19 protein-coding genes are annotated in these 19276 nt (G+C 70.9%); 8 read left to right on the top strand and 11 right to left on the bottom strand.

Features of this window, described 5'->3' with window-relative positions; translation table 11 throughout:
- Nucleotides 1–9: 9 nt before the first annotated feature.
- Complete coding sequence (locus tag AB0368_RS21720) at nucleotides 10–390, top strand: VOC family protein (RefSeq protein ID WP_366155725.1); 381 nt, start codon at nucleotides 10–12, stop codon at nucleotides 388–390.
- A 34-nt stretch (nucleotides 391–424) separates the two neighbouring features.
- Here AB0368_RS21720 and AB0368_RS21715 read toward each other — a convergent pair whose 3' ends face one another.
- The gene (locus AB0368_RS21715) at nucleotides 425–850 is read right to left on the bottom strand and encodes a preprotein translocase subunit TatB (protein ID WP_366155724.1); all 426 of its coding nucleotides are present in this window, start codon (nucleotides 848–850) and stop codon (nucleotides 425–427) included.
- Between the two features lie 28 nt (nucleotides 851–878).
- Complete coding sequence (locus tag AB0368_RS21710; protein WP_366155723.1) at nucleotides 879–2147, bottom strand: trypsin-like peptidase domain-containing protein; 1269 nt, start codon at nucleotides 2145–2147, stop codon at nucleotides 879–881.
- Between the two features lie 256 nt (nucleotides 2148–2403).
- Between AB0368_RS21710 and AB0368_RS21705 the strand changes: the two genes are divergently transcribed.
- A complete protein-coding gene (locus tag AB0368_RS21705; protein WP_366155722.1) occupies nucleotides 2404–3012 on the top strand; it encodes an O-methyltransferase in 609 nt (202 codons plus the stop codon).
- Here AB0368_RS21705 and AB0368_RS21700 read toward each other — a convergent pair.
- Entirely contained in the window at nucleotides 3002–4342 is a 1341-nt protein-coding gene (locus AB0368_RS21700; RefSeq protein ID WP_366155855.1) for a leucyl aminopeptidase family protein, read from the bottom strand. The two genes, AB0368_RS21705 and AB0368_RS21700, sit on opposite strands and share 11 nt — an antisense overlap.
- A gap of 146 nt (nucleotides 4343–4488) precedes the next feature.
- Entirely contained in the window at nucleotides 4489–4656 is a 168-nt protein-coding gene (locus AB0368_RS21695) for a DUF3117 domain-containing protein (protein ID WP_015625691.1), read from the bottom strand.
- A 307-nt stretch (nucleotides 4657–4963) separates the two neighbouring features.
- On the opposite strand from AB0368_RS21695, the gene AB0368_RS21690 reads away from it, so the two are divergent.
- The 3 genes from AB0368_RS21690 to AB0368_RS21680 all read left to right on the top strand — a co-directional run bounded on the left by AB0368_RS21690 (nucleotide 4964) and on the right by AB0368_RS21680 (nucleotide 7468).
- Complete coding sequence (locus AB0368_RS21690) at nucleotides 4964–5776, top strand: PaaX family transcriptional regulator C-terminal domain-containing protein (protein WP_366155721.1); 813 nt, start codon at nucleotides 4964–4966, stop codon at nucleotides 5774–5776.
- Nucleotides 5773–6561, top strand: a complete 789-nt coding sequence (locus AB0368_RS21685) for an enoyl-CoA hydratase-related protein (protein WP_366155720.1) — start codon at nucleotides 5773–5775, stop codon at nucleotides 6559–6561. The genes AB0368_RS21690 and AB0368_RS21685 overlap by 4 nt, the downstream gene beginning before the upstream one ends.
- 112 nt (nucleotides 6562–6673) lie before the next feature.
- Nucleotides 6674–7468 carry a serine protease gene (locus AB0368_RS21680; protein ID WP_366155719.1) on the top strand — a complete coding sequence of 265 codons (795 nt, stop codon included), beginning with the start codon at nucleotides 6674–6676 and terminating at the stop codon, nucleotides 7466–7468.
- 88 nt (nucleotides 7469–7556) lie between these two features.
- Here AB0368_RS21680 and AB0368_RS21675 read toward each other — a convergent pair whose 3' ends face one another.
- From AB0368_RS21675 to ndhC, 5 genes are all read right to left on the bottom strand, one after another.
- The gene (locus AB0368_RS21675; RefSeq protein WP_366155718.1) at nucleotides 7557–8114 is read right to left on the bottom strand and encodes a hypothetical protein; all 558 of its coding nucleotides are present in this window, start codon (nucleotides 8112–8114) and stop codon (nucleotides 7557–7559) included.
- A gap of 86 nt (nucleotides 8115–8200) precedes the next feature.
- Nucleotides 8201–8764, bottom strand: coding sequence for a DNA-3-methyladenine glycosylase I (locus AB0368_RS21670; RefSeq protein ID WP_366155854.1), 564 nt, complete (start codon nucleotides 8762–8764; stop codon nucleotides 8201–8203).
- Nucleotides 8765–8892: 128 nt separating this feature from the next.
- Nucleotides 8893–9390, bottom strand: a complete 498-nt coding sequence (locus AB0368_RS21665) for an SRPBCC family protein (protein WP_366155717.1) — start codon at nucleotides 9388–9390, stop codon at nucleotides 8893–8895.
- Entirely contained in the window at nucleotides 9387–10073 is a 687-nt protein-coding gene (locus tag AB0368_RS21660; RefSeq protein WP_366155716.1) for a DivIVA domain-containing protein, read from the bottom strand. The genes AB0368_RS21665 and AB0368_RS21660 overlap by 4 nt, the downstream gene beginning before the upstream one ends.
- 68 nt (nucleotides 10074–10141) lie before the next feature.
- Nucleotides 10142–10519: an NADH-quinone oxidoreductase subunit A gene (gene ndhC / locus AB0368_RS21655; RefSeq protein ID WP_366155715.1), complete on the bottom strand. Its 378-nt coding sequence runs from the start codon at nucleotides 10517–10519 to the stop codon at nucleotides 10142–10144.
- A 200-nt stretch (nucleotides 10520–10719) separates the two neighbouring features.
- Here ndhC and AB0368_RS21650 point away from each other — a divergent pair, with 200 nt between their 5' ends.
- Nucleotides 10720–12573: a 2-oxoacid:acceptor oxidoreductase subunit alpha gene (locus AB0368_RS21650; RefSeq protein ID WP_366155713.1), complete on the top strand. Its 1854-nt coding sequence runs from the start codon at nucleotides 10720–10722 to the stop codon at nucleotides 12571–12573.
- Nucleotides 12566–13597, top strand: a complete 1032-nt coding sequence (locus AB0368_RS21645) for a 2-oxoacid:ferredoxin oxidoreductase subunit beta (protein ID WP_366155712.1) — start codon at nucleotides 12566–12568, stop codon at nucleotides 13595–13597. The genes AB0368_RS21650 and AB0368_RS21645 overlap by 8 nt, the downstream gene beginning before the upstream one ends.
- 142 nt (nucleotides 13598–13739) lie before the next feature.
- Here AB0368_RS21645 and AB0368_RS21640 read toward each other — a convergent pair whose 3' ends face one another.
- Nucleotides 13740–14753, bottom strand: coding sequence for a potassium channel family protein (locus tag AB0368_RS21640; RefSeq protein ID WP_366155711.1), 1014 nt, complete (start codon nucleotides 14751–14753; stop codon nucleotides 13740–13742).
- 207 nt (nucleotides 14754–14960) lie between these two features.
- On the opposite strand from AB0368_RS21640, the gene AB0368_RS21635 reads away from it, so the two are divergent.
- Nucleotides 14961–15461, top strand: a complete 501-nt coding sequence (locus AB0368_RS21635) for a phospholipase (RefSeq protein WP_366155710.1) — start codon at nucleotides 14961–14963, stop codon at nucleotides 15459–15461.
- A 77-nt stretch (nucleotides 15462–15538) separates the two neighbouring features.
- Here the strand turns inward: AB0368_RS21635 and AB0368_RS21630 are convergent, their stop codons facing one another.
- Nucleotides 15539–18940 carry an adenylate/guanylate cyclase domain-containing protein gene (locus AB0368_RS21630; RefSeq protein WP_366155709.1) on the bottom strand — a complete coding sequence of 1134 codons (3402 nt, stop codon included), beginning with the start codon at nucleotides 18938–18940 and terminating at the stop codon, nucleotides 15539–15541.
- Nucleotides 18941–19276: the final 336 nt, after the last annotated feature.

The following is a 19276-nucleotide window of genomic DNA, read 5'->3' as shown; positions in this document are numbered from 1 at the left end:
GGTTTCGTCATGGCATGTCGTATCAGTGAGCTCGTACTCGGTTGCCGCGACCCGGAGGTGCTGGCGCGGTTCTGGTGCGAGGTCCTGGACTTCGTCGTGCTCGACAAAGAGGACGACGGCACGCTGGAGATCGGGCCGCGCGAGGGGTTCGGTGGCGCGCAGCCGACGATCATCCTCAGCCGCCGGGACGAGCCGGAGCCCGGCAAGTCCCGGCTGCACATCGACGTCAACGCCACCGACCGCGATCAGGACGCCGAGCTCGAACGCCTGCTGAAGCTCGGTGCCCGCCGGGCGGAGATCGGCCAGACCGGCCAGGAGCAGTGGCACGTCCTGACCGACCCCGAGGGCAACGAGTTCTGCCTGCTCAAGGCCCGCCTCGACCCGCTCTGACGCCGCCGGCGCCCGCCCGGCCCTAGGGCCTGTCCTAGGTGGCGTCGATGTCGAACGCGGACGGGGGCGGGGCGGCAGCCGGCTTGGCGGCCGGCGGGGCCGCCGGCGTGCGGTGGGCCTTGAGGTCCGCGGCGGCCGCGACGTCGCCGAGGTCGGCCTTCACGCCGTTGAGGTCGCTCTTGACGTCCTCGAAGAGGCCCTGGAGGGGCTTGCGGAGCGCTGCCTCGTCGTCCTCGCTGAGCAGGTGCTTGCGGATGAAGGCCTTCGGGTGCAGGTCCTGGAGCTGGATGTCGGTGCCCAGCTCCTTGCTCAGGTCGCTGGTGGCGTTCTGGGCCATGGCGCGGAGCCCGCGCAGCATGCGCAGCGCGTCGCCGATGACCTTGGGCAGCCGCTCACCGAAGATCAGCAAGGCGAGCATCAGCAAGGCGCCGATCTCCCACCAGTTCAGGTTCTCGAACACGGCGGCCTCCCCTGCCCGTGAGGGCCTCTCACTTCGCGTCGGCTGCCAAGGTTACTGACGCCGTCTGGGTGCTCGTGCCCCGGCGGTACTCCACCGAGACGGTCGAGCCCGGGGCGTACTTGCGGACCAGGGCGATCAGGTCGGTGCCGTCCTCGAGAACGCGCCCGTTGATCTTAGTGACGACGTCGCCGGACTTCAGGCCCGCGGTGGCCGCCGGACCGGGCTGCTGGACCGAGCGCAGGCGCGCCCCGGTGGCTCCGCTGGACCCCGTGGCGCCGCCGGCGGACACTTCGGCGCCGATCACCGTACGCCGGGCCTTGCCGGTGTCGATGATGTCCTCGGCGATGCGCCGGGCCTGGTTGATCGGGATGGCGAAGGCCAGGCCGATGTTGCCGGCCTCGGTGTCCGTACCGCCGACCGAGCGGATCACCGAGTTCACGCCCACCACCCGGCCGGCCGCGTCGACCAGCGGGCCGCCGGAGTTGCCCTGGTTGACCGCGGCGTCGGTCTGGATGGCCGCGTAGTAGCGGGTGGTCCCGCCCGGGTCCCCGGCCTGGATCGTGCGGTCGAGGGCGCTGACGATGCCCTGCGTCACCGTGTTGACCAGCGCCAGCGGGGAGCCGAAGGCCAGCACCGGGTCGCCGACCGCGATCGAGTCGGAGTCGCCGAACTGCACCGGCGGCAGGTCGCCCTTGGAGACTTTGATCACTGCGATGTCCGACTCGGGGTCGCGCCCGACGAGGGTCGCCGAGGCCGAGGAGCCGTCGCTGAACGACACGGACATCGTGTTGTCGGCGCCCTCGACCACGTGGTCGTTGGTGATCACGTAGCCGTCGCGGGAAGCCACGAAGCCGGAGCCGATGGCGCCGGTGACCCGGACCGTCACGACGCTGGGCATGACCTGCTTGGCCACCCCGCCGAAGGACTCCGGTGCCCGCTGGGCCGCGCTGGGTGCCGCGAGTGGGGGGCCGCCGAGCTGCGTACCGCCGATGCCGACGCCGCTGCGGGTCAGGAAGAGATAGGCGAGTGCGCTGCCCAGAGCGCCGGCCAGCAGGGCGGTGACCAGGCAGATCGCCAGGATCGGGGCGAGCGAGCGGCGAGGCGCGTCGGGGTCGGTGACCGGCTCCGGCGCCGGGCCGGTGCTGACCGGCGCGCTGGGCACCACGACGGCGGACGGCGCGTACGGGTCTCGCCAGGGGTCGGCCAGGGCGTCGGACCACCAGGGTGACCCACCCGTCGCCGGGGGCGTCGCGGCCGGCGGAGTCTGAGGCTGGCGCCAGTTCCAGCCGTCGGTCACGTCGGTGCCTCCACTCGTCGTCGGCGGAGCCCGGAGGCTCCTCCTCCAGGATGACACGGATCGGTGTGGATCATCCGCTCAGTGCGGGCTGAAGAGGGCCCGCTCGCCGCTTTCCGCCGCCGACGTACCGATGCGCGAAGGGAGAGCGTCGCTCTACGCTCATACCCGATGTGCACCGGTTCTCTTCCGCGCATCCCACACGGAGGTCGTCATCGTCACCGCAGCCCGCCAGCTCGGCACCCCCAGCGCGCAGTCGATGCAGTTCGCGGAGGCTTACGCCGCCGAGGACGTCGTGCTGCAGACCGCCCGCAGCCTCGCCCTCGAGGTCGGGCTCTCCTGCGTCACCCCGGGCGCGGGGTCCGTGCTCAGCCTGCTCGCCGCCGCGGGCAACGCCAAGGCCGTGGTCGAGATCGGCACCGGTACGGGCGTCAGTGGCGTCTGGCTGCTGCGCGGCATGCGCCCGGACGGCGTACTGACCACGATCGACGTGGAGAACGAGCACCAGCGCATCGCCCGGCGCATCTTCCAGGAAGCGGGCTTCGCGCCGTCGCGTACCCGGATCATCACCGGCCGTGCGCTCGACGTCCTGCCCCGGCTCGCCGACGGCGTCTACGACCTGATCTTCGTCGACGCGGACGCGACCGAGTTCGGCGCCTGCGCGGACGCGGCCCAGCGGCTGCTGCGCCCCGGCGGCATCCTCATCGTGAACGGCGCGCTGGCCGGCGGCCGGATCAGCGACCCGGCGGCGCGCGACCCGGACACGATCACGATCCGGGAGACGGTCAAGGCCGTCCGCGAGGCCGAGAACTGGATCCCGGCCCTCATCCCGACCGGCGCCGGCCTGCTCGCCGCGATCAAGTGTTGAGGTAGCGCAGGAGCGTGCGTACGCCCCAGCCGGTGGCGCCCTTCGTGAGGTCGCCGTCGTGCTCCTCGGACCAGGCCGGGGCCGACATGTCGAGGTGCGCCCAGCGGTCGGTGCGGTCGCCGATGAACTCCCGCAGGAACAGGGCCGCCACCACCGAGCCGGCGCCGCGCACCGGGGAGCTGTGCCGGTCGGCGATGTCGCTGTGCAGGTAGTCGACGTAGTCGTCGGGCAGGGGCAGGCGCCACATCTGCTCGCCCGCGGCCCGGCCGGCAGTCTCCAGCGCGGCCGCCAGCTCGTCGTCGTGGCTGTAGAGGGCCGCCGTCCTCCCACCGAGGGCCACCGAGTTGGCGCCGGTGAGAGTGGCGACGTCGATCAGCACATCCGGGTCGAGCTCCGCGACCGCGTACGCGAGGACGTCGGCCAGCAGGAGGCGACCCTCGGCGTCGGAGTTGGTGGTCTCGGTCGTCGTACCGTCCCACTGGGTGATCACGTCGCCGGGGCGGAACGCCGAGCCGCTGACCGCGTTCTCCGCGAGCGGGGCGAGGGCGGTGATGCGGACCGGGACACCGAGGTCGGCGGCGCCGAGGGTGGCCGCGATGATCGCCGCGGCGCCGCCCATGTCCTTCTTCATCAGCTTCATGCCGTCGCGCGTCTTGATCGAGATGCCGCCGGTGTCGAAGGTGACGCCCTTGCCGACCAGCACCACGTGGCGGGTCGCGCCCTCCGGCCGCCAGGCGACCTCGACCAGGCACGGCGGCGTCGCGGAGCCGCCACCGACGGCCAGCAGGCCGCCGAAGCCCTCGGCGCGCAGCCGGTCGGTGTCACGCACGGTCACGGTCAGGCCCGGGCGGGCCGCGGCCTCGTCGACGACCTGACCGGCGAACCAGGCCGGGTTCTTCACCGAGGCGGGCATGTTGGTCAGGTCGCGGGCCAGCCAGGTCGCCGTGGCGGTCACTCGCGCGGTTTCGAGGCTCTGGGCGTACCCATCGAGGTCTGATGTCCGGAGGGTGACCTCGACGGACCTGGGGCCGACGACGGCGTCGCGGAACCGGTAGGCCGCGAGCCACATGCCCTCCGCGAGGCCGCGCACCGCGGCCGGGTCGACGCCCGCGGGCAGGACCACGTGCAGCGCCTCGTCAGCGGGCACGGCACGGACGGCGGCGGCTCCGGCAGCCCGCCAACCGGCCTCGTCCCCGGCGCCGATCCCGACGATCAATATCTTGGCAGGGGTACGCAGGGGGCGCTGCAACACCAGCACTGCGCCGGCACGGCCCGGATCACCGGACCCACGGTGCAGCTCGGCGGTCTCGTCGTCACCGCCCGCCAGCACCCCGGCACTGTCCGCCGCGAGCACGACGGTTCCGGCCTCCGACGCGGCGACCAGGCGAATCCCGAACACTGGAGGATGACCCTTCCACGAAGACATGGAAAGCCCGCCGGTACGGCAGGTACCGTACCGGCGGGCCACGTGAAACGTCAGCCGGCGATCGCCTTCAACGCGTCACCCAGCGCGTTGGCCTCGTCCGGAGTCATCTCAACGACGAGACGGCCACCACCCTCCAGCGGGACGCGCATGACGATGCCGCGTCCTTCCTTGGTGACCTCCAGCGGACCATCGCCCGTCCGCGGCTTCATCGCCGCCATCTTGTCTCCCCTCAGACCTACATCAGGGTCGGTGGGTTACCCCACAGCCACTTGCACTTCGAACAGCTCGGCAACGACGCCTCGTGCTCAGCCCCACGACGCGCCGTACCTCGTTCCGACCGCCGGAGTCGCCCCCGCCTGACCGACCCGAGACCGCAGCGCTGCGGGCCCTGCCACGTGCCACGCGGCGCGGCCCACCGTGCCGATCAAACATTTTCCCTGATGAACACCGGCGAACCCAAACCCAACCCGGGCTGATGTGACAGCGTCTAGCATATCGTCTTTCGGGCTGTCACAATGTGCGGTCATGCAGGCGCGGTCGGCACTCTTCGACCTCTACGGCGACTACCTCCGCCCTAGAGGCGGCCGCGCGCCGGTCGCCGCGCTCGTCAAACTCCTGGCACCGCTGGGCATCGCGCCACCCGCGGTCCGCACCGCGGTCTCCCGGATGGTCCGCCAGGGCTGGCTGCACCCGCTGCGACTGGTGTCCGGACCAGGCTATCTGCTCACCCCCAAAGCCGCCCGCAGGCTCGACGAGGCGTCCGCAAGGATCTACCGGACCGGGCGCGCGAGCTGGGACGGCCGCTTCGACCTGATCCTGCTCTGCGCGCCGGTCGGCCGCCGCGACGCGCAACGGCTGAGCTTCCTCGGGTACGGCATGCTCGACGAACGTGCCTGGGTGGCGCCCCGGACGGCCGAGGAGATCGACACGGTGCTGCTCGAGGCCGGAGTGGCGTACGAGCGGTTCAGCGCCAGCCACACCGCCGGCTCCCCGGGCGTCACGGACGTGGTGGGCCGCGCCTGGAACCTCGACGCGATCGGGCACGCGTACGAGGAGTTCATCGCCACGCAGCGGCCGGTGGTCACCGCGATCAACGCCCGCAGCTCCGACGAGGCGGCGTACGCGGCCCGCTTCCAGCTCGTCCACGCGTGGCGCTCGTTTCTCTTCCGCGACCCGCAGCTGCCCGCCTCCTTGCTGCCGTCGCGCTGGCCCGGGCTGAGCGCGGCGACCTTCTTCGACAAGCACGCGGCCCGGCTGCGCCCCGCGGCGGACCGCTTCGTCGAACGATGCCTCGCGTCAGCCTCCCGCGGCGGACGTGTGGGATTCTCTGAACCATGACAGACGCGCTGCTCGTCGACCGCACCGATGCGGTTGTCACCCTGACCCTCAACCGCCCCGACGCCATGAACGCCCTCACGGTGGACCTCAAGGAGGCCCTGCGCGACACCCTGGCGGAGATCGAGGTCGACAAATCGGTGCGGGCGGTGGTCCTGGCGGGCGCCGGCAAGGCGTTCTGCGTCGGGCAGGACCTGCGCGAGCACGCCGACACCCTGGCGAGCGGGTCGACCGACCTCGACACGGTGCGGGCCCACTACAACCCGATCGCCCAGCGCCTGGCGAGCCTGCCCAAGCCGGTGATCGCGGCCGTACGCGGCACGGCGGCCGGAGCCGGCGCGTCGCTGGCCCTGCTCGCGGACTTCCGGATCGGCGGCCCGAAGACCATGTTCCTGATGGCGTTCGCGAACATCGGCCTGGCCGGCGACTCCGGCGTCTCCTGGTCGCTGCCGCACATCGTCGGCCGCGCCCGGGCCCTGGAACTGCTGCTGCTCGCGCAGCCGGTCCGCGCCGAGCAGAGCTACGAGTACGGCCTGCTGACCGAGCTCCTGGACGACGACGAGAAGGTGCTGCCGGCGGCCCAGGAGTTCGCCGCGCGGCTGGCGGCGGGACCGACGATCGCCTACGCGGCGATCAAGCGCGAGCTGTCCATCGGTACGGCCGGAACGCTGTCCGACGCGCTGGCGGCGGAGGCCCAGGCGCAGGCGATCTGCGGTGCCACCAGCGACCACAAGAACGCCGTGTCGTCGTTCGTCGCCAAGCAGAAGCCGGCCTTCGAGGGCCGCTGACCCGCCGCTGTTCTTGCGGCCGCCCCTCGCCGACGATATGAGTCTTTCGGTATAGCCGATTCATGCCGGTAAATGTTTGACTCTCCGCAACGCTTTCGTTGGGGAGGTCCGGATGGTCAGGTTGCGCAGGATTCTGGGCGGGGTGGCGGCCGCCCTCACGGTGGCCGCGATGGGCACCGTGTTGCAGACGTCACCGGCGGCGGCAGCCGACGGCCCGCAGAGGGTGGTCGGCGGTACCCGCGCCGCCCAGGGCGAATTCCCGTTCATGGTCCGCCTCTCGATGGGCTGCGGCGGCGCCCTCTACAGCCCGACAATCGTGCTGACCGCGGCGCACTGCGTCAACGGCACGGGCACGAACACGTCCATCACCGCGACCCTCGGCGTCGTCGACCTCAACTCGTCGAGCCGCATCACCCGCCGGTCGAACTACGTCTACCGGGCGCCGGGCTACAACGGCAACGGCAAGGACTGGGCACTGATCCGCCTCTCCAGCCCGGTGACCGGCCTGGCCACGCTGCCGATCGCGACGACGTCGGCGTACGACACCGGCACGTTCACGATCGCCGGCTGGGGCGCGGCACGCGAGGGCGGCGCCCAGCAGCGCTACCTGCTGAAGGCCACGGTGCCGTTCGTCAGCGACGCCACCTGCAACTCCAGCAGCATGTACAACGGCGAGATCATCCCCACGGACGAGATCTGCGCCGGCTACACCCAGGGCGGCGTCGACACCTGCCAGGGCGACTCCGGCGGCCCGATGTTCCGCCGGGACGCGAACAACGCCTGGATCCAGGTCGGCATCGTGAGCTGGGGCGACGGATGCGCCCGCCCGAACAAGCCGGGCGTGTACTCGCAGGTCAGCTACTTCTCGTCGGCGATCCGGTCGGCGGCTTCCAGCCTCGGCGGCTGACGGCCGTCCTCGGCGGGCCCCGGAGCTTGCGCTCCGGGGCCCGTGCCGTTCTCTCCGAGGCTCTCGCCTCTTCCCGGGCCCGGCCGGGTCAGTCGTCCTCGTCCTCTTCGGGGTCGAGGTTCGCCTCCTCGCCGAGGACGAAGGCCTGCATGGCCAGCTCGTCACCCGACGGCGAGACGAACGTGGGAAGCTCCGCGGGCCCCAGCTCGAGCACGTACGACCAGAACTGGCGCACCGCCTCAGCCGGGCTCGCCGCCTCGATCGGCAGGTCCAGGCTGACCAGCCACGTCTGCTTGTCCCGGTCCCCGACGAGCCGCCCGGCGTAACGCCGGAACACCTCGTCGTCGACCTCGGCCACCGGCGCGTCGAGCGGCAGCCCGTCAGCCGACACGGGCGCGTCGAACGACCGCCGCGAGTACGCGACCTCGACCTCGGGCACCCCGTGTGCCGCTCGCCGCCCGGACTCATTTCCCGCCACGACTCCGAGGGCGACCACGGACGGTTTCCCGCCGCCCGCCACGAGCAGCACCTCGTCCCCGGCAGCGGGCTGCACCCCGGCGGACCCCGCCACCGTCAGGGTGTCGTGATGGAACAGCCGCTCGGACGCCCATCGATCCGCCGGAATGATCGCCACCCATTGAGCCATACGGACAATGACATCACGCCCGCCGTCCCGGCCCTCGCCCGGAGGTCGGCCGCTCGGCGGGGTGCGCGGGCCGGTGCGCCCGGGGGTCAGGCCGTGGCGGGTGCGACGAAGCAGCCCGCGAGGTGGTCGTCGACCATGCCGGTGGCCTGCATCAACGCGTACGCCGTGGTGGGGCCGACGAACTTGAAGCCACGCTTCTTCAAGTCCTTCGCCATGGCCGTGGACTCGGGGGTGACCGCCGGGACGTCGGCTCGGGTCTCCGGGCGGGGCCGGGGCGCCGGCGCGTACGACCACAGCAGCTCGGAGAGCCCACCGGGGAGGTCGGCGGCCACCTTGGCGTTGTGCAGGGCCGCGTCCACCTTCATGCGGTTGCGGACGATGCCGGGGTCGTTCATCAACCGATCGGCGTCCCCGGGGCCGAACGCGGCCACCGCCTCGATGGAGAAGCCGGCGAACGCGAGCCGGAACGCCAGGCGCTTGCGCAGGATCGTGATCCACGAGAGGCCGGACTGGAAGGCCTCCAGGCACATCCGCTCGAACAAGGCGTCGTCGCCGTGGACCGGCCGGCCCCACTCCGTGTCGTGATAGGGCACGTAGTCCGGGGTGCTGCCGCCCCAGGAGCAGCGCGCCCGGCCGTCCTCGCCGAGCACCAGGCCGTCGGCCGGCGCTTCCACCGGAGCGGCCCCCACTCCGCGCTCCGCGCGTGACACCTCGATGGCGCCGAGCATTTCATCCGTCATGGCGACCACCGTAGGGAGACCCACCGACAAAAAGCGGGTCAGGGCAGCTTGCCCTCCTCCACCAGGCGGCCGAACTTCTTCAGGGCACCCTTGAAGCTGAGCTTCGAGCCCGGCCACAGGACCGGCCAGGCGAGCTTGCCGGCCGCGCCGCCGGGCAGGTGGAACCACTCGTGCATGACTACTTGTGTACGGTCACCGCCCATCGCCGTGCACCGCATGGAGCCGGGCCCGCGCAGGACCTTGCCGCAGTGCACGACCTTGAGCTCGTACGGCGCGTCGACACGGACCACGCGCATCTCGTCGCGCAGCGCCGCCGGGCCCAGGGCGGTGATCGCCTCGATCAGGCTGCCCTCCCCGCCGTCGCCCTCGACCACGCGCACCTTGGTGAACGGGATCCAGTCGCTCTGCCGTTCCCAGTTGAGGAAGGCGGCGAAGACGCGGGGGGCGGGGGCGTTGACGATGACGGTCGCGGTGACCTCGCCGGTGCCCGGCTTCGCGGCGTCGCCGAGGCCGCCGATCGGTTCTGTCTCGCTCATCGGCGCTCCGCCGGCTCTTCGTCGGTCCGCTCCGCGGAGCGGGATGCCGCGGCATCGCCGGCTTCGGCTCCGGACTCAGCTCCGGCAGCCTTCGGGGGTGACGAGGAGGCTCCCGCAGCCGCCTCCGGGGACGACGACGAAGCGCCGGCGCCCTCCGGGGACGACGGGGCGGCCTTCGAGGGTGACGACGAAGCGTCGGGAGCCTTCAACGATGGCGACGAGGAAGCCGCGGCAGGAGTGGGGTCCGATGAGTCGCCCGCGGAGACCGCCGCGTCGGGTGGCGGTGGGACGGGGTCGGGTGACACCGGTGCGTCCGGCGGCGGTGCGACGGCCGCCTCGCGGGCTCGGCGGAGCACGTCGGCATCCGCTGTGCGGTTCTCGCGCAGCGCGGTGACCTCGGCCTCGAGCACGCCGATCAGTTCGGTCTTGTAACCGATGTCATAGGCGGCCCGCTGGAGGGCCTGGTCGACCTGGGCCATCCGGTAGCCGCGGAACGCGATGTCGAAGCGGGTCCGGAAGATGTCCTCCTCCCCCAGCGGCCGGTCGCTCGGCAAGGGGAGCGCCTTGCCGTCGGGTTCGACCGGCGTCAATCCGGAGTCTCCGCCGCTCACCATCACGGTCACGCCGAAGACGATCGCCGCGACCACCAGCGCCACGACGATGAAGAGGAGTAACTGACCCATGGGCACGATCGTGGCATGAGCGCTGCGGCGTGGCGAGCCCGCCACCCCGCCTGTGGACAAAGCGGGTGTCAGGTCCAGGTGAGGATCTTCTTGCGCCACGCGTACGCGATGCCGAGCGCCAGGACCGCGACGAAGATACCCATTTCGGTGACGGTCACCATCCCGAAGCCCGGCCGGTCGAAGATGACCGCCCAGGGGAACAGGAAGACCGCCTCGACGGCGAAGAGGACATACAGGTACGCGTACACGTAATAACGGATCTGTGCCTGGGCCCAGCCACCGCCGACCGGGTCGATGCCGCTCTCGTAGGCGATCCGTTTGCCCGCCGGTTCCGCCGGATTGGCGGGTCTGAGCAGCTTGTTGGCCCCGAAGGCGCCGACGAAGACGAGGACGCCGGCCGCCAGAACCAGGCCGAGCGTGGCGTACGTACCCAGATACCCGTGCACGCGCGACAGCCTAGCGAACCACAAGGTGAACTCGATTGGCTGAGGCAAGCCTGGCCTGGCTACTGTGGTCGTCGGTCTGTGATCGGACAGCAACCCTTGCCCCCACCGGTAAGGAGCGCCGACGTAGGCTGGAAGTGACGATTGCGGGCCGGCTCATCGACGTGCGTACCCGCCGGCCGGCTCCCTCAGGAGGTTCGAACGTGGCCGCTCCCGTGAAGCGTGTCGAGCAGCTCGACCGCGTGGTCATCCGCTTCGCCGGAGACTCCGGTGATGGCATGCAGCTGACCGGTGACCGGTTCACGTCGGAGACCGCTCAGCTCGGCAACGACATCTCGACGCTACCCAACTTCCCCGCGGAGATCCGTGCGCCCGCAGGCACCCTGCCCGGCGTGTCGAGCTTCCAGGTGCATTTCGCCGACTACCACATCCTCACGCCCGGCGACGCGCCGAACGTGCTGGTGGCGATGAACCCGGCCGCATTGAAGGCCAACCTCGCCGACCTGCCGGGCGGCGCCGACATCATCGTCAACACCGACGAGTTCTCCAAGCGCAACCTGGCCAAGGTCGGCTACTCGGTGAGCCCGCTCGAGGACGGTTCCCTGGGCGACTGGTCGGTGCACCCGGTCGCGCTGACATCGATGACGGTGGCCGCTCTGGCCGGCACCGGCGTGGCCAAGAAGGACGCCGAGCGGGCCAAGAACATGTTCGCGCTCGGCCTGTTGAGCTGGATGTATTCCCGGCCGTACGAGTCGACCCTGCGCTTCCTGGAGCGCAAGTTCGCCAAGCGGCCCGAGCTGGTCGCGGCGAACAAGGCCGCGTTCGGCGCGGGCTGGAACTACGGCGAGACGACCGAGACGTTCTCGGTGCGCTACGAGGTCAAGCCCGCCAAGATGCCGCCGGGCACGTACCGCAACATCACCGGTAACGCCGCCCTGGCTCTCGGTCTCGTGGCCGCGGGGGTGCGGGCGAAGCTGCCGGTGTTCCTGGGCGCGTACCCGATCACCCCGGCCTCGGACATCCTGCACGAGCTGAGCAAGCACAAGAAGTTCGGCATCACCACCATGCAGGCCGAGGACGAGATCGCCGCGATCGGCGCTGCGCTGGGCGCCTCGTACGGCGGCGCGCTCGGCGTGACCACCACCTCCGGCCCGGGCGTGGCGCTCAAGGGCGAGACGATCTCGCTGGCGATCGCCCTCGAGCTGCCGCTGGTGATCGTGGACGTGCAGCGGGCCGGGCCGTCGACGGGCATGCCCACCAAGACCGAGCAGGCGGACCTCAACATGGCCCTGTACGGCCGGCACGGCGAGGCCCCCCTGGCCGTGATCGCGCCGAAGTCGCCGTCGGACTGCTTCTACGCCGCGATCGAGGCGGCGCGCATCGCGTTGACGTATCGCACGCCGGTGATCCTGCTCTCGGACAACTACGTGGCCAACGGCTCCGAGCCGTGGCTGCTGCCCGACGTCTCCGAGCTGCCGGATCTCCAGGTGGACTTCGCCGCCGCGCCCAATGGCGAGGACGGGCGCTTCCTGCCGTACCTGCGTGATCCGAAGACCATGGCCCGGCCGTGGGCGATCCCCGGCACGCCCGGCCTGGAGCACCGGATCGGGGGCCTGGAGAAGGCCGACAAGACCGGCGACATCTCCTACGACCCGGCCAACCACGAGTTCATGGTCCGCACCCGCGCGGCGCGGATCGAGCAGATCCCCGTGCCGGACGTGGTGATCGAGGACCCGGACGAGAACGCGCGCGTGCTCGTGCTGGGGTGGGGCTCGACCTACGGGCCGATCGGTGCCGCCTGCCGGGCGCTGCGCCAGCGCGGCCTGCCGATCGCCCAGGCGCACTTGCGGCATCTGGCTCCGCTGCCGGCGAATCTCGGTGAGGTGCTCGAGGCGTACGACAAGGTGATCATCCCGGAGATGAACCTGGGCCAGCTGGCCCACGTGATCCGGGCCCGGTACCTGATCGATGCAGTTCCCTTCAACCAGGTCAGCGGCCTGCCCTTCACTGCCGCGACGCTGGAGAACATGCTCGAGGACGTGGTCAAGAATGGCTAGCCCGACGATTCCCCTGACCCCGGTCAACCTGACCGCCAAGGACTTCAAGTCCGACCAGGAGGTCCGCTGGTGCCCGGGCTGCGGTGACTACGCGATCCTGGCCGCCGTGCAGGGCTTCATGCCGGAGCTCGGCATCCCGCGCGAGAACATCGTGTTCGTCTCCGGCATCGGGTGCTCGTCACGCTTCCCGTATTACATGAACACGTACGGCATGCACTCGATCCACGGCCGCGCCCCGGCGATCGCGACCGGCCTGTCCGCCTCCCGGCCGGACCTGTCGGTGTGGGTGGTGACCGGTGACGGTGACGCGCTGTCGATCGGCGGCAACCACCTGATCCACGCGCTGCGCCGGAACGTCAACCTCAAGATCCTGCTGTTCAACAACCGGATCTACGGGCTGACCAAGGGCCAGTACTCCCCGACCTCCGAGCTCGGCAAGATCACCAAGTCGACGCCGGTCGGTTCCAGCGACGCCCCGTTCAACCCGCTGTCGCTGGCACTGGGCGCCGAGGCCACCTTCGTGGCCCGCACCATCGACTCGGACCGCAAGCACCTGCAGTCGGTGCTGCGGGCCGCCGCGGAGCACGAGGGTTCGGCCTTCGTGGAGATCTACCAGAACTGCAACATCTTCAACGACGGCGCGTTCGAGCTGATCAAGGACGCGAGCACCCGCGACGAGCACCTGATCCGCCTGGAGCAGGGCCGGCCGATCACCTTCGGTACGGACGACCGCTACTCCGTCGTGCACCCCGAGGGCAGCTTCGGCCTGCAGGTGCAGGAGGGTGGCACGCCGCTCGTGCACGACGCGACGGTGGACGACCCCGCGTACGCGTTCGCGCTGAGCCGGCTGTCGGGTTCGGACCTCAACACGACCCCGATCGGCGTGTTCCGCAACGTCCGCCGGCCGTCGTACGACGAGCTGATCCAGAAGCAGCTTCAGGACGCCAAGGCCGAAGCCGCCGGTAAGCCGGAGGAGATGCTCGGCAACCTGCTGAACGCCGCGGACACCTGGACGATCCTTTAGCTCAGCCACTCACGCAGGCCGAGGGTTCGAAGAGCCGGTCGGGAGCCGCCAGGCTCCTGGCTCTTCGGGCCCTACCTCGGCGTGAGTGACGATCTGCACCACCCACCCGGCTACGACAGCCGGACCTTGATCTTGATCTTCGTCAGACGCTCGCGGCGACGCTGTTCTCCTCGTCGCGGATGTAGATGAGCATGTCGCCGGTCTCGATGGTCTCGACGTGCTCGCCGCCGAGCGCGACGACCTTGCCCCGCCGGATGAGCGCGACCACCAGGGTCTGCAGCTCGCGCGGATTGCGGCCGACCTCGCCGCGCTCCGCCGAACGCATGGCCAGCGCCATGCCCTGACCGGGCGTGAGCAGGTCCTCGACCACGTCGATCAGCGGCGGCGTCGTGGTGGTCAGGCCCAGCAGCCGGCCGGCGGTCGACGACGAGACGATCACGTGGTGCGCGCCGCTCTGCTTGAGCAGGGCGGCGTTCTCCTGCTCGCGCACTGAGGCGATGATGCGCACCTGGCCGGCCGTGAGCTGGCGGACCGTCAGCGAGATGAGGACGGAAGCCTCGTCGCTGTCGGTGGCGATGATGACCGACTTGCAGTTCTTGACATCGGCTTCCAGCAGCACTGACGAGCGGGTGGCGTTGCCCTCGATGGCGACCAGCCCGTTCGCCTGAGCCTGACGCAGCGCAGCCTCACGGTTCTCCACGATGACGATGCGCGATTTGTCGTAGCCGGTCTCGAGCAGAGCGCTGATCGCCGCGCGGCCCTTGGTGCCGTAGCCGCAGACGATGACGTGATCCTTCAACTTTCGCCTCCACCGGTTCACCCGAAGGCTGTTCCGGTACTGGTCGGTCAGCACCTCGAGGGTCGTGCCGACCAGGATGATCAGGAAGAGCACGCGCGCCGGGGTGACGACCAGGATGTTGACCAGCCGGGCATCGGGAGTCATCGGAGTGATGTCGCCGTAGCCGGTGGTCGAGAGCGACACGACCGCGTAGTAGAAGCAGTCGAGCAGCGTCAGGCCGTCATGGTTGATGTCCCGGTAGCCGTCCCGGTCGAGAAAGACCACCACGACCACGAGCAGCACGAGGACGACCGCGGCCACGACTCGCACGGCGAGCGCCCGCAGCGGTCCCTGTCTGACCAGCGGTAGATGAATCACCGGACGTCCGCCTGCACGTTCACACCATAGCGGCCCGATCCACACCGCCCTTCCAGGACATCACAGGAAGGCCCGGCCGTGGAATACCCGTCGGTAAGTTGAGGCACCGTTAAGGAAACTGGATTGACACAGTTGTATGCGCTCGGTGACAAATCGAACACTGACAGGCAGCGGCCCTTCCGAGGGGCCCCACCGCTGGAGGTCTCGATGCACCGATTTCTCCGCCGCTCCCTCGTCATCCTCGTCTCCACCGTCGCCCTCCTCGCACCCGCGGCCACAGCCCAAGCCACGGCCACCAAGGCCGAAGTCCTCTCGTCCTGGACACAGACGACCGCGGCCAGCACGAACGCCTGGAACACGGCCCGCCTCGACCGCGAACCCTGGGCGTCGTACGGCTTCGACTGGTCGACCGACTACTGCTCGTCGAGCCCGGACAACCCGCTGGGCTTCGACTTCACCCTGTCGTGCTGGCACCACGACTTCGGCTACCGCAACTACAAGGACCTGGGCACGTTCTCGGCCAACAAGTCGCGGTTGGACAGCATGTTCTACGCCGATTTGAAACGGAAGTGCGCGACGTACAGCACGTTGACGCAGCCGGCTTGTTACAGCCTGGCGTGGACGTATTACGAGGCGGTGTGCATCTTCGGGTCGCTGGCGGCGGTGCGTCCGGCCGATCTCGAACGGGCGCGCACGCTGCTGCGATAGCAGTCCGTCGTCCGGATGCAGGCCCGGCTCGTCCTTGACGAGCCGGGCCGTTTCTTGGCCGGGTCGGGACCGGCGGATCAGGCGACTGACTGGGCGAAGCGGGCCGAGCCGTGCTCCAGATCCGGGTGCTCGACCGCCAGCGCCGTCGCGACGGCCCGGGTGAACCCGATGGCCGCGCCCTCCGCGTACGCCGCATCGAAGGCGGCATCGCCCAGCCGGCGCCGCAGCACCGCCTGCTGCGCCGACCAGAACACGCCGAACTGCGTCGCCCGCCGCGCCCCGCGCACCGACTCCGCGCCACCGAACAGCACCGCCGCCGTGACGGGATCATCCCCGAGCGCGCACCGAACCGCGATGGCCGCGACAGCGTCCGCCGCGGCGCCCCGGAAGCCGTGCCGCAGCCGCGACCGCAGGGCCACCACCAGATGATCGTGCGCGGCGACGAGGTCCCCGCGGCGCAGGGCGACCATACCGAGCAACCAGTCGACGGTACGGCGGCCACGATCCTCCGGCCGTCCCGCCTCGATCACCCGCGCCCCGCCGAGCAGATCGGCCGCCTCGTCGAGCTCGTCACGGCGCCAGAGCAGCTCGGCCAGCGCGATGATCGTGGGCAGCGCGGCGGCCGGCACCCCGGTCCGTTCCGCGGCCGCGATGACTTCCCGGCACACCTGCTCGGCTTCCCGCGTGCGACCCGCCTCGATCAGCGACACGCGGTGACCGGCGAGCGCCCGTACGACCATGGCGGAGTCACCGGCCGCCCGCGCGGCCACCTCGGCCCGATCCAGGAACCGTTCGCGCTCGTCCCGGTCCGACGAGAGCCCGGCATGCACGAGATAGGCGGACGCCATCTCGGCGCGGGCGACGGTCAGGCCCTCCAGCCGGCCGTACAGCCTGTACAGCAGGTCACGCCCCTCGCGCGCGCCGCCGTGCTCGCGCCACCACGGGTCCAGCGCCCCCACCAGACGCAGGCCGGCGCGCGGGTTGCCGCCGGTGACGGACCAGCGCAACGCTGCTTCCCACTCCTTCACGTACGGCGAGAGCTCGGTGAGCGACACCGTCCGCAGCTGCCCGTCGGTGTCGACCACCACCCCGTCCAGCGTGTGCAGCGACCAGTCGACGTGACCGTCCCGCGCCTGCCGCTCCTCCCCGGCGGCGAGGAGCCGGCGAACGGCGTACGCGCGAACCTGCTCGGCCATCCGGTAACGCGGCCCGGACACGACCTCGACGAGCGACCGGTCGGCCAGCTCCGAAAGGGCGCCGAAGGCGTCGCCGCCGGACCACTCGACGGCGGCGAGCTCGACCGGGCCGGCGAAGACAGCCAGCCGGCGCAGAAGGGCGGCGGCCGCTCCGCTCAGGCCACGATAGGACCAGTCGAGGTTGCGGGTGAGGCTGTGGTGCCGATCCCACGCGGTGCCGTGGGACAGGTCGCCGGAGGACGGTGCGCCGATGAGCGTGGCGCCCGGACGGGACTCCTGCGGCAGCCGGTCCTGGCCGCGGCCGATGTAGCCCAGCCCAGCTGCCGCACGACCCATGCCGAACAGGCCGATCGCCGAGCGGTCGAAGCCGAACAGGCCGCCTGCCGAGCGATCGATGCCGAGCAAGCCGGACGACAGATCTTCGGTGTGCTGCGGACCGGACGAGAAGTGGTCAGCGGGATGCGGCGGCCCTGGCGAGAGGTGGTCGAAAGCATGCGGCCCGGGCGACGGGTGGTCGGCGGGATGCGGCCTGGGCCGTCGTGGGTCGGCCTGGAGAAGGCCGGCCGGCAGGAGGTCGGCATGGGAGCGTCCCGCGGGCAGGCCGTCGGCGGGCGACGGTTCGCTCGGCTCACGGCCGGCGTCGAGAGCCGCGATGGGGTCGTCGAGGCGGGCGGAGAGCTGGGTGGCGGAGAGCAGGCGGAGCCGATCGGCGGCGAGCTCGAGGGCGAGCGGGTGACCGTCCAGCCTCGACGCCACGCGGCCCAGGTCGGCAGTCTCCTCGTCCGTACCGGGCCGGCCGCCGCGAGCCGCCACCACCCGCTGCGCCAGCAGGGCGTAAGCGTCGGCGGGCACCATCGGCGGCAACCGCCAGACCAGCTCGCCGGGAACCCCCAGCGGCGCCCGCGACGTGGCGAGCACGTCAAGCCGCGGGCACGCCGTCAGCAACCGCCGGACCAGCCGTTTCGCATCGCCCGGAAGCGCGTCACAGGTGTCGAGCAGGATCAGCATGCGGCCGCGCCGGCAACGCTCGACGATCGAGTCGAACAGCGGCCGGCCCGGCTCGGTGCGCACGCCCATCGCGGCGGCCAGCGCCGCCTCCGGTCGCCCGTCGGCGAGATCGACGACCCAGGCCCCTTGCGGGTACGCCGTGAGCACCTGTTCCGCCACCGCGACCGCGAGCCGGGTCTTGCCGGAACCACCGGAACCGGCCACGGTGACGAGCCGGTGCGTACCGACGAGCTGCCGCAGCTCGCTGAGCTCGGCCTGCCGACCCACGAAGGACGTGACCGGCGCCGGCAGGTTGTGGTTGGGGGCGGTCCCCGTGCGGGGGTGGGGGAAGGACCGCTCGAGCCCCGGCGCCATGATCTGGAAGAGCCGCTCGGCGTCGTCGAAGCCCCTGAGCCGGTGGAGGCCGAGGTCGAGCAGCTCGACATCCGCCATCGGACCCGAATCGCCCCCCGGTGCGGTCGCCGGGATCTCGGCCGTCAACGCTCCCAGCGCCACCCAGGCGGGAGGCACTTTGCGTAACGCCTCCGCCAACAGAGCGTCACCGGGCATGTCCCGAGGCATCCGGGCGACGGCGCCATCCCCGGCCTGCGCGATCGGCGGTCCGGTGGTGGGCTCCCTCGCGGCTCTGCGGGATCGTCCGGCGCCGCCCTTCCCTGCCCGCCAAGATCCGACACCGGTACGCCGTGCAGCCCGATGCGATCCCTCGGCAGCTCGCTGCGTGGTGGCTGCCCCGTGTTCCCAGTCCCCTTCCTGAACCGGCTGGTGCCGATGTCCTGGATCGGTGTCGGCCGCCGGAGGACCCAGAGTTCCGGCAGCCGGCGGCAGGTCCGGGGACCAGGTCGAGACGGCCAGGGCGGTCGCCTCCGAGCAAAGGATCTGGCCACCGTGCGCCGCGGCCGCGACCCGGGCGGCCCGGTGCACCTCGGCGCTCGCGTACTCGCCGGCTACCGGCTTTGCCCATCCGGTGTGGAGTCCCATGCGCACCCGCGGGGCCACGTCCGGGCTCGGCCACGGGTACTCGTCGAGTGCGTGCTGTGACGCCACACAGGCCGCCACGGCGGCGGCCGCATCCCCGAAGGCAACGAAGAAAGAATCACCCTCAGTGAATAGCTCGACCCCGGAGTGATTACGGACAGCGCGGCGCAACACGCCCCGATGAGCGTTCAGCACACTGCCGTAGTCGTCGCCGAGCATCCGGGCCAGGCGCGTAGAGCCTTCGATGTCGGTGAACACGAAGGTCACCAGCCCGCTCGGCAGCTCGGTCCGTCCCGACACGGTGAGAACCTCCGCCCCCTTGGAAGTCGCGCTCCATGCTGCCGCACCGCGATCACACGGCACATCGTAGAAACGGTCGGTAACCGTCCACCCGCCACGACCGACCCCGGAAGGGCGACCCCCGGACGAGTCATCGACGCCTACGCACGGCACTACGCGTGACGTAACGACCCGGTTCATGTCCGAGTCACGCGGTGGATGGTCAATTCCCCCGGGCCGAACGGGCGTACCCACAAGAGTCACCTAGTGCGACTACCTGTGCGACTCCGTCAGGTGACCACTCGCTCACCTGCAGAGACTGCCCTCACAGGACACTTCGCGAGCCCGGAGCCCGGC

The sequence above is a fragment of the Actinoplanes sp. NPDC051475 genome (assembly GCF_040689425.1).
Taxonomy (GTDB): Bacteria; Actinomycetota; Actinomycetes; order Mycobacteriales; family Micromonosporaceae; genus Actinoplanes.
Note: the sequence above shows the minus strand (reverse complement) of the source record. Positions and strands in the feature narration are given on the sequence as shown.

Coding starts and splice junctions, on each gene's coding strand:
- AB0368_RS21720 (WP_366155725.1), top strand. CDS start 10: ATGGCATGTCGTATCAGTGAGCTCGTACTCGGTTGCCGCGACCCGGAG.
- AB0368_RS21705 (WP_366155722.1), top strand. CDS start 2,404: ATGCAGTTCGCGGAGGCTTACGCCGCCGAGGACGTCGTGCTGCAGACC.
- AB0368_RS21695 (WP_015625691.1), bottom strand. CDS start 4,656: ATGGCGGCGATGAAGCCGCGGACGGGCGATGGTCCGCTGGAGGTCACC.
- AB0368_RS21690 (WP_366155721.1), top strand. CDS start 4,964: ATGCAGGCGCGGTCGGCACTCTTCGACCTCTACGGCGACTACCTCCGC.
- AB0368_RS21685 (WP_366155720.1), top strand. CDS start 5,773: ATGACAGACGCGCTGCTCGTCGACCGCACCGATGCGGTTGTCACCCTG.
- AB0368_RS21680 (WP_366155719.1), top strand. CDS start 6,674: ATGGTCAGGTTGCGCAGGATTCTGGGCGGGGTGGCGGCCGCCCTCACG.
- AB0368_RS21675 (WP_366155718.1), bottom strand. CDS start 8,114: ATGGCTCAATGGGTGGCGATCATTCCGGCGGATCGATGGGCGTCCGAG.
- AB0368_RS21665 (WP_366155717.1), bottom strand. CDS start 9,390: ATGAGCGAGACAGAACCGATCGGCGGCCTCGGCGACGCCGCGAAGCCG.
- AB0368_RS21660 (WP_366155716.1), bottom strand. CDS start 10,073: ATGGGTCAGTTACTCCTCTTCATCGTCGTGGCGCTGGTGGTCGCGGCG.
- AB0368_RS21645 (WP_366155712.1), top strand. CDS start 12,566: ATGGCTAGCCCGACGATTCCCCTGACCCCGGTCAACCTGACCGCCAAG.
- AB0368_RS21635 (WP_366155710.1), top strand. CDS start 14,961: ATGCACCGATTTCTCCGCCGCTCCCTCGTCATCCTCGTCTCCACCGTC.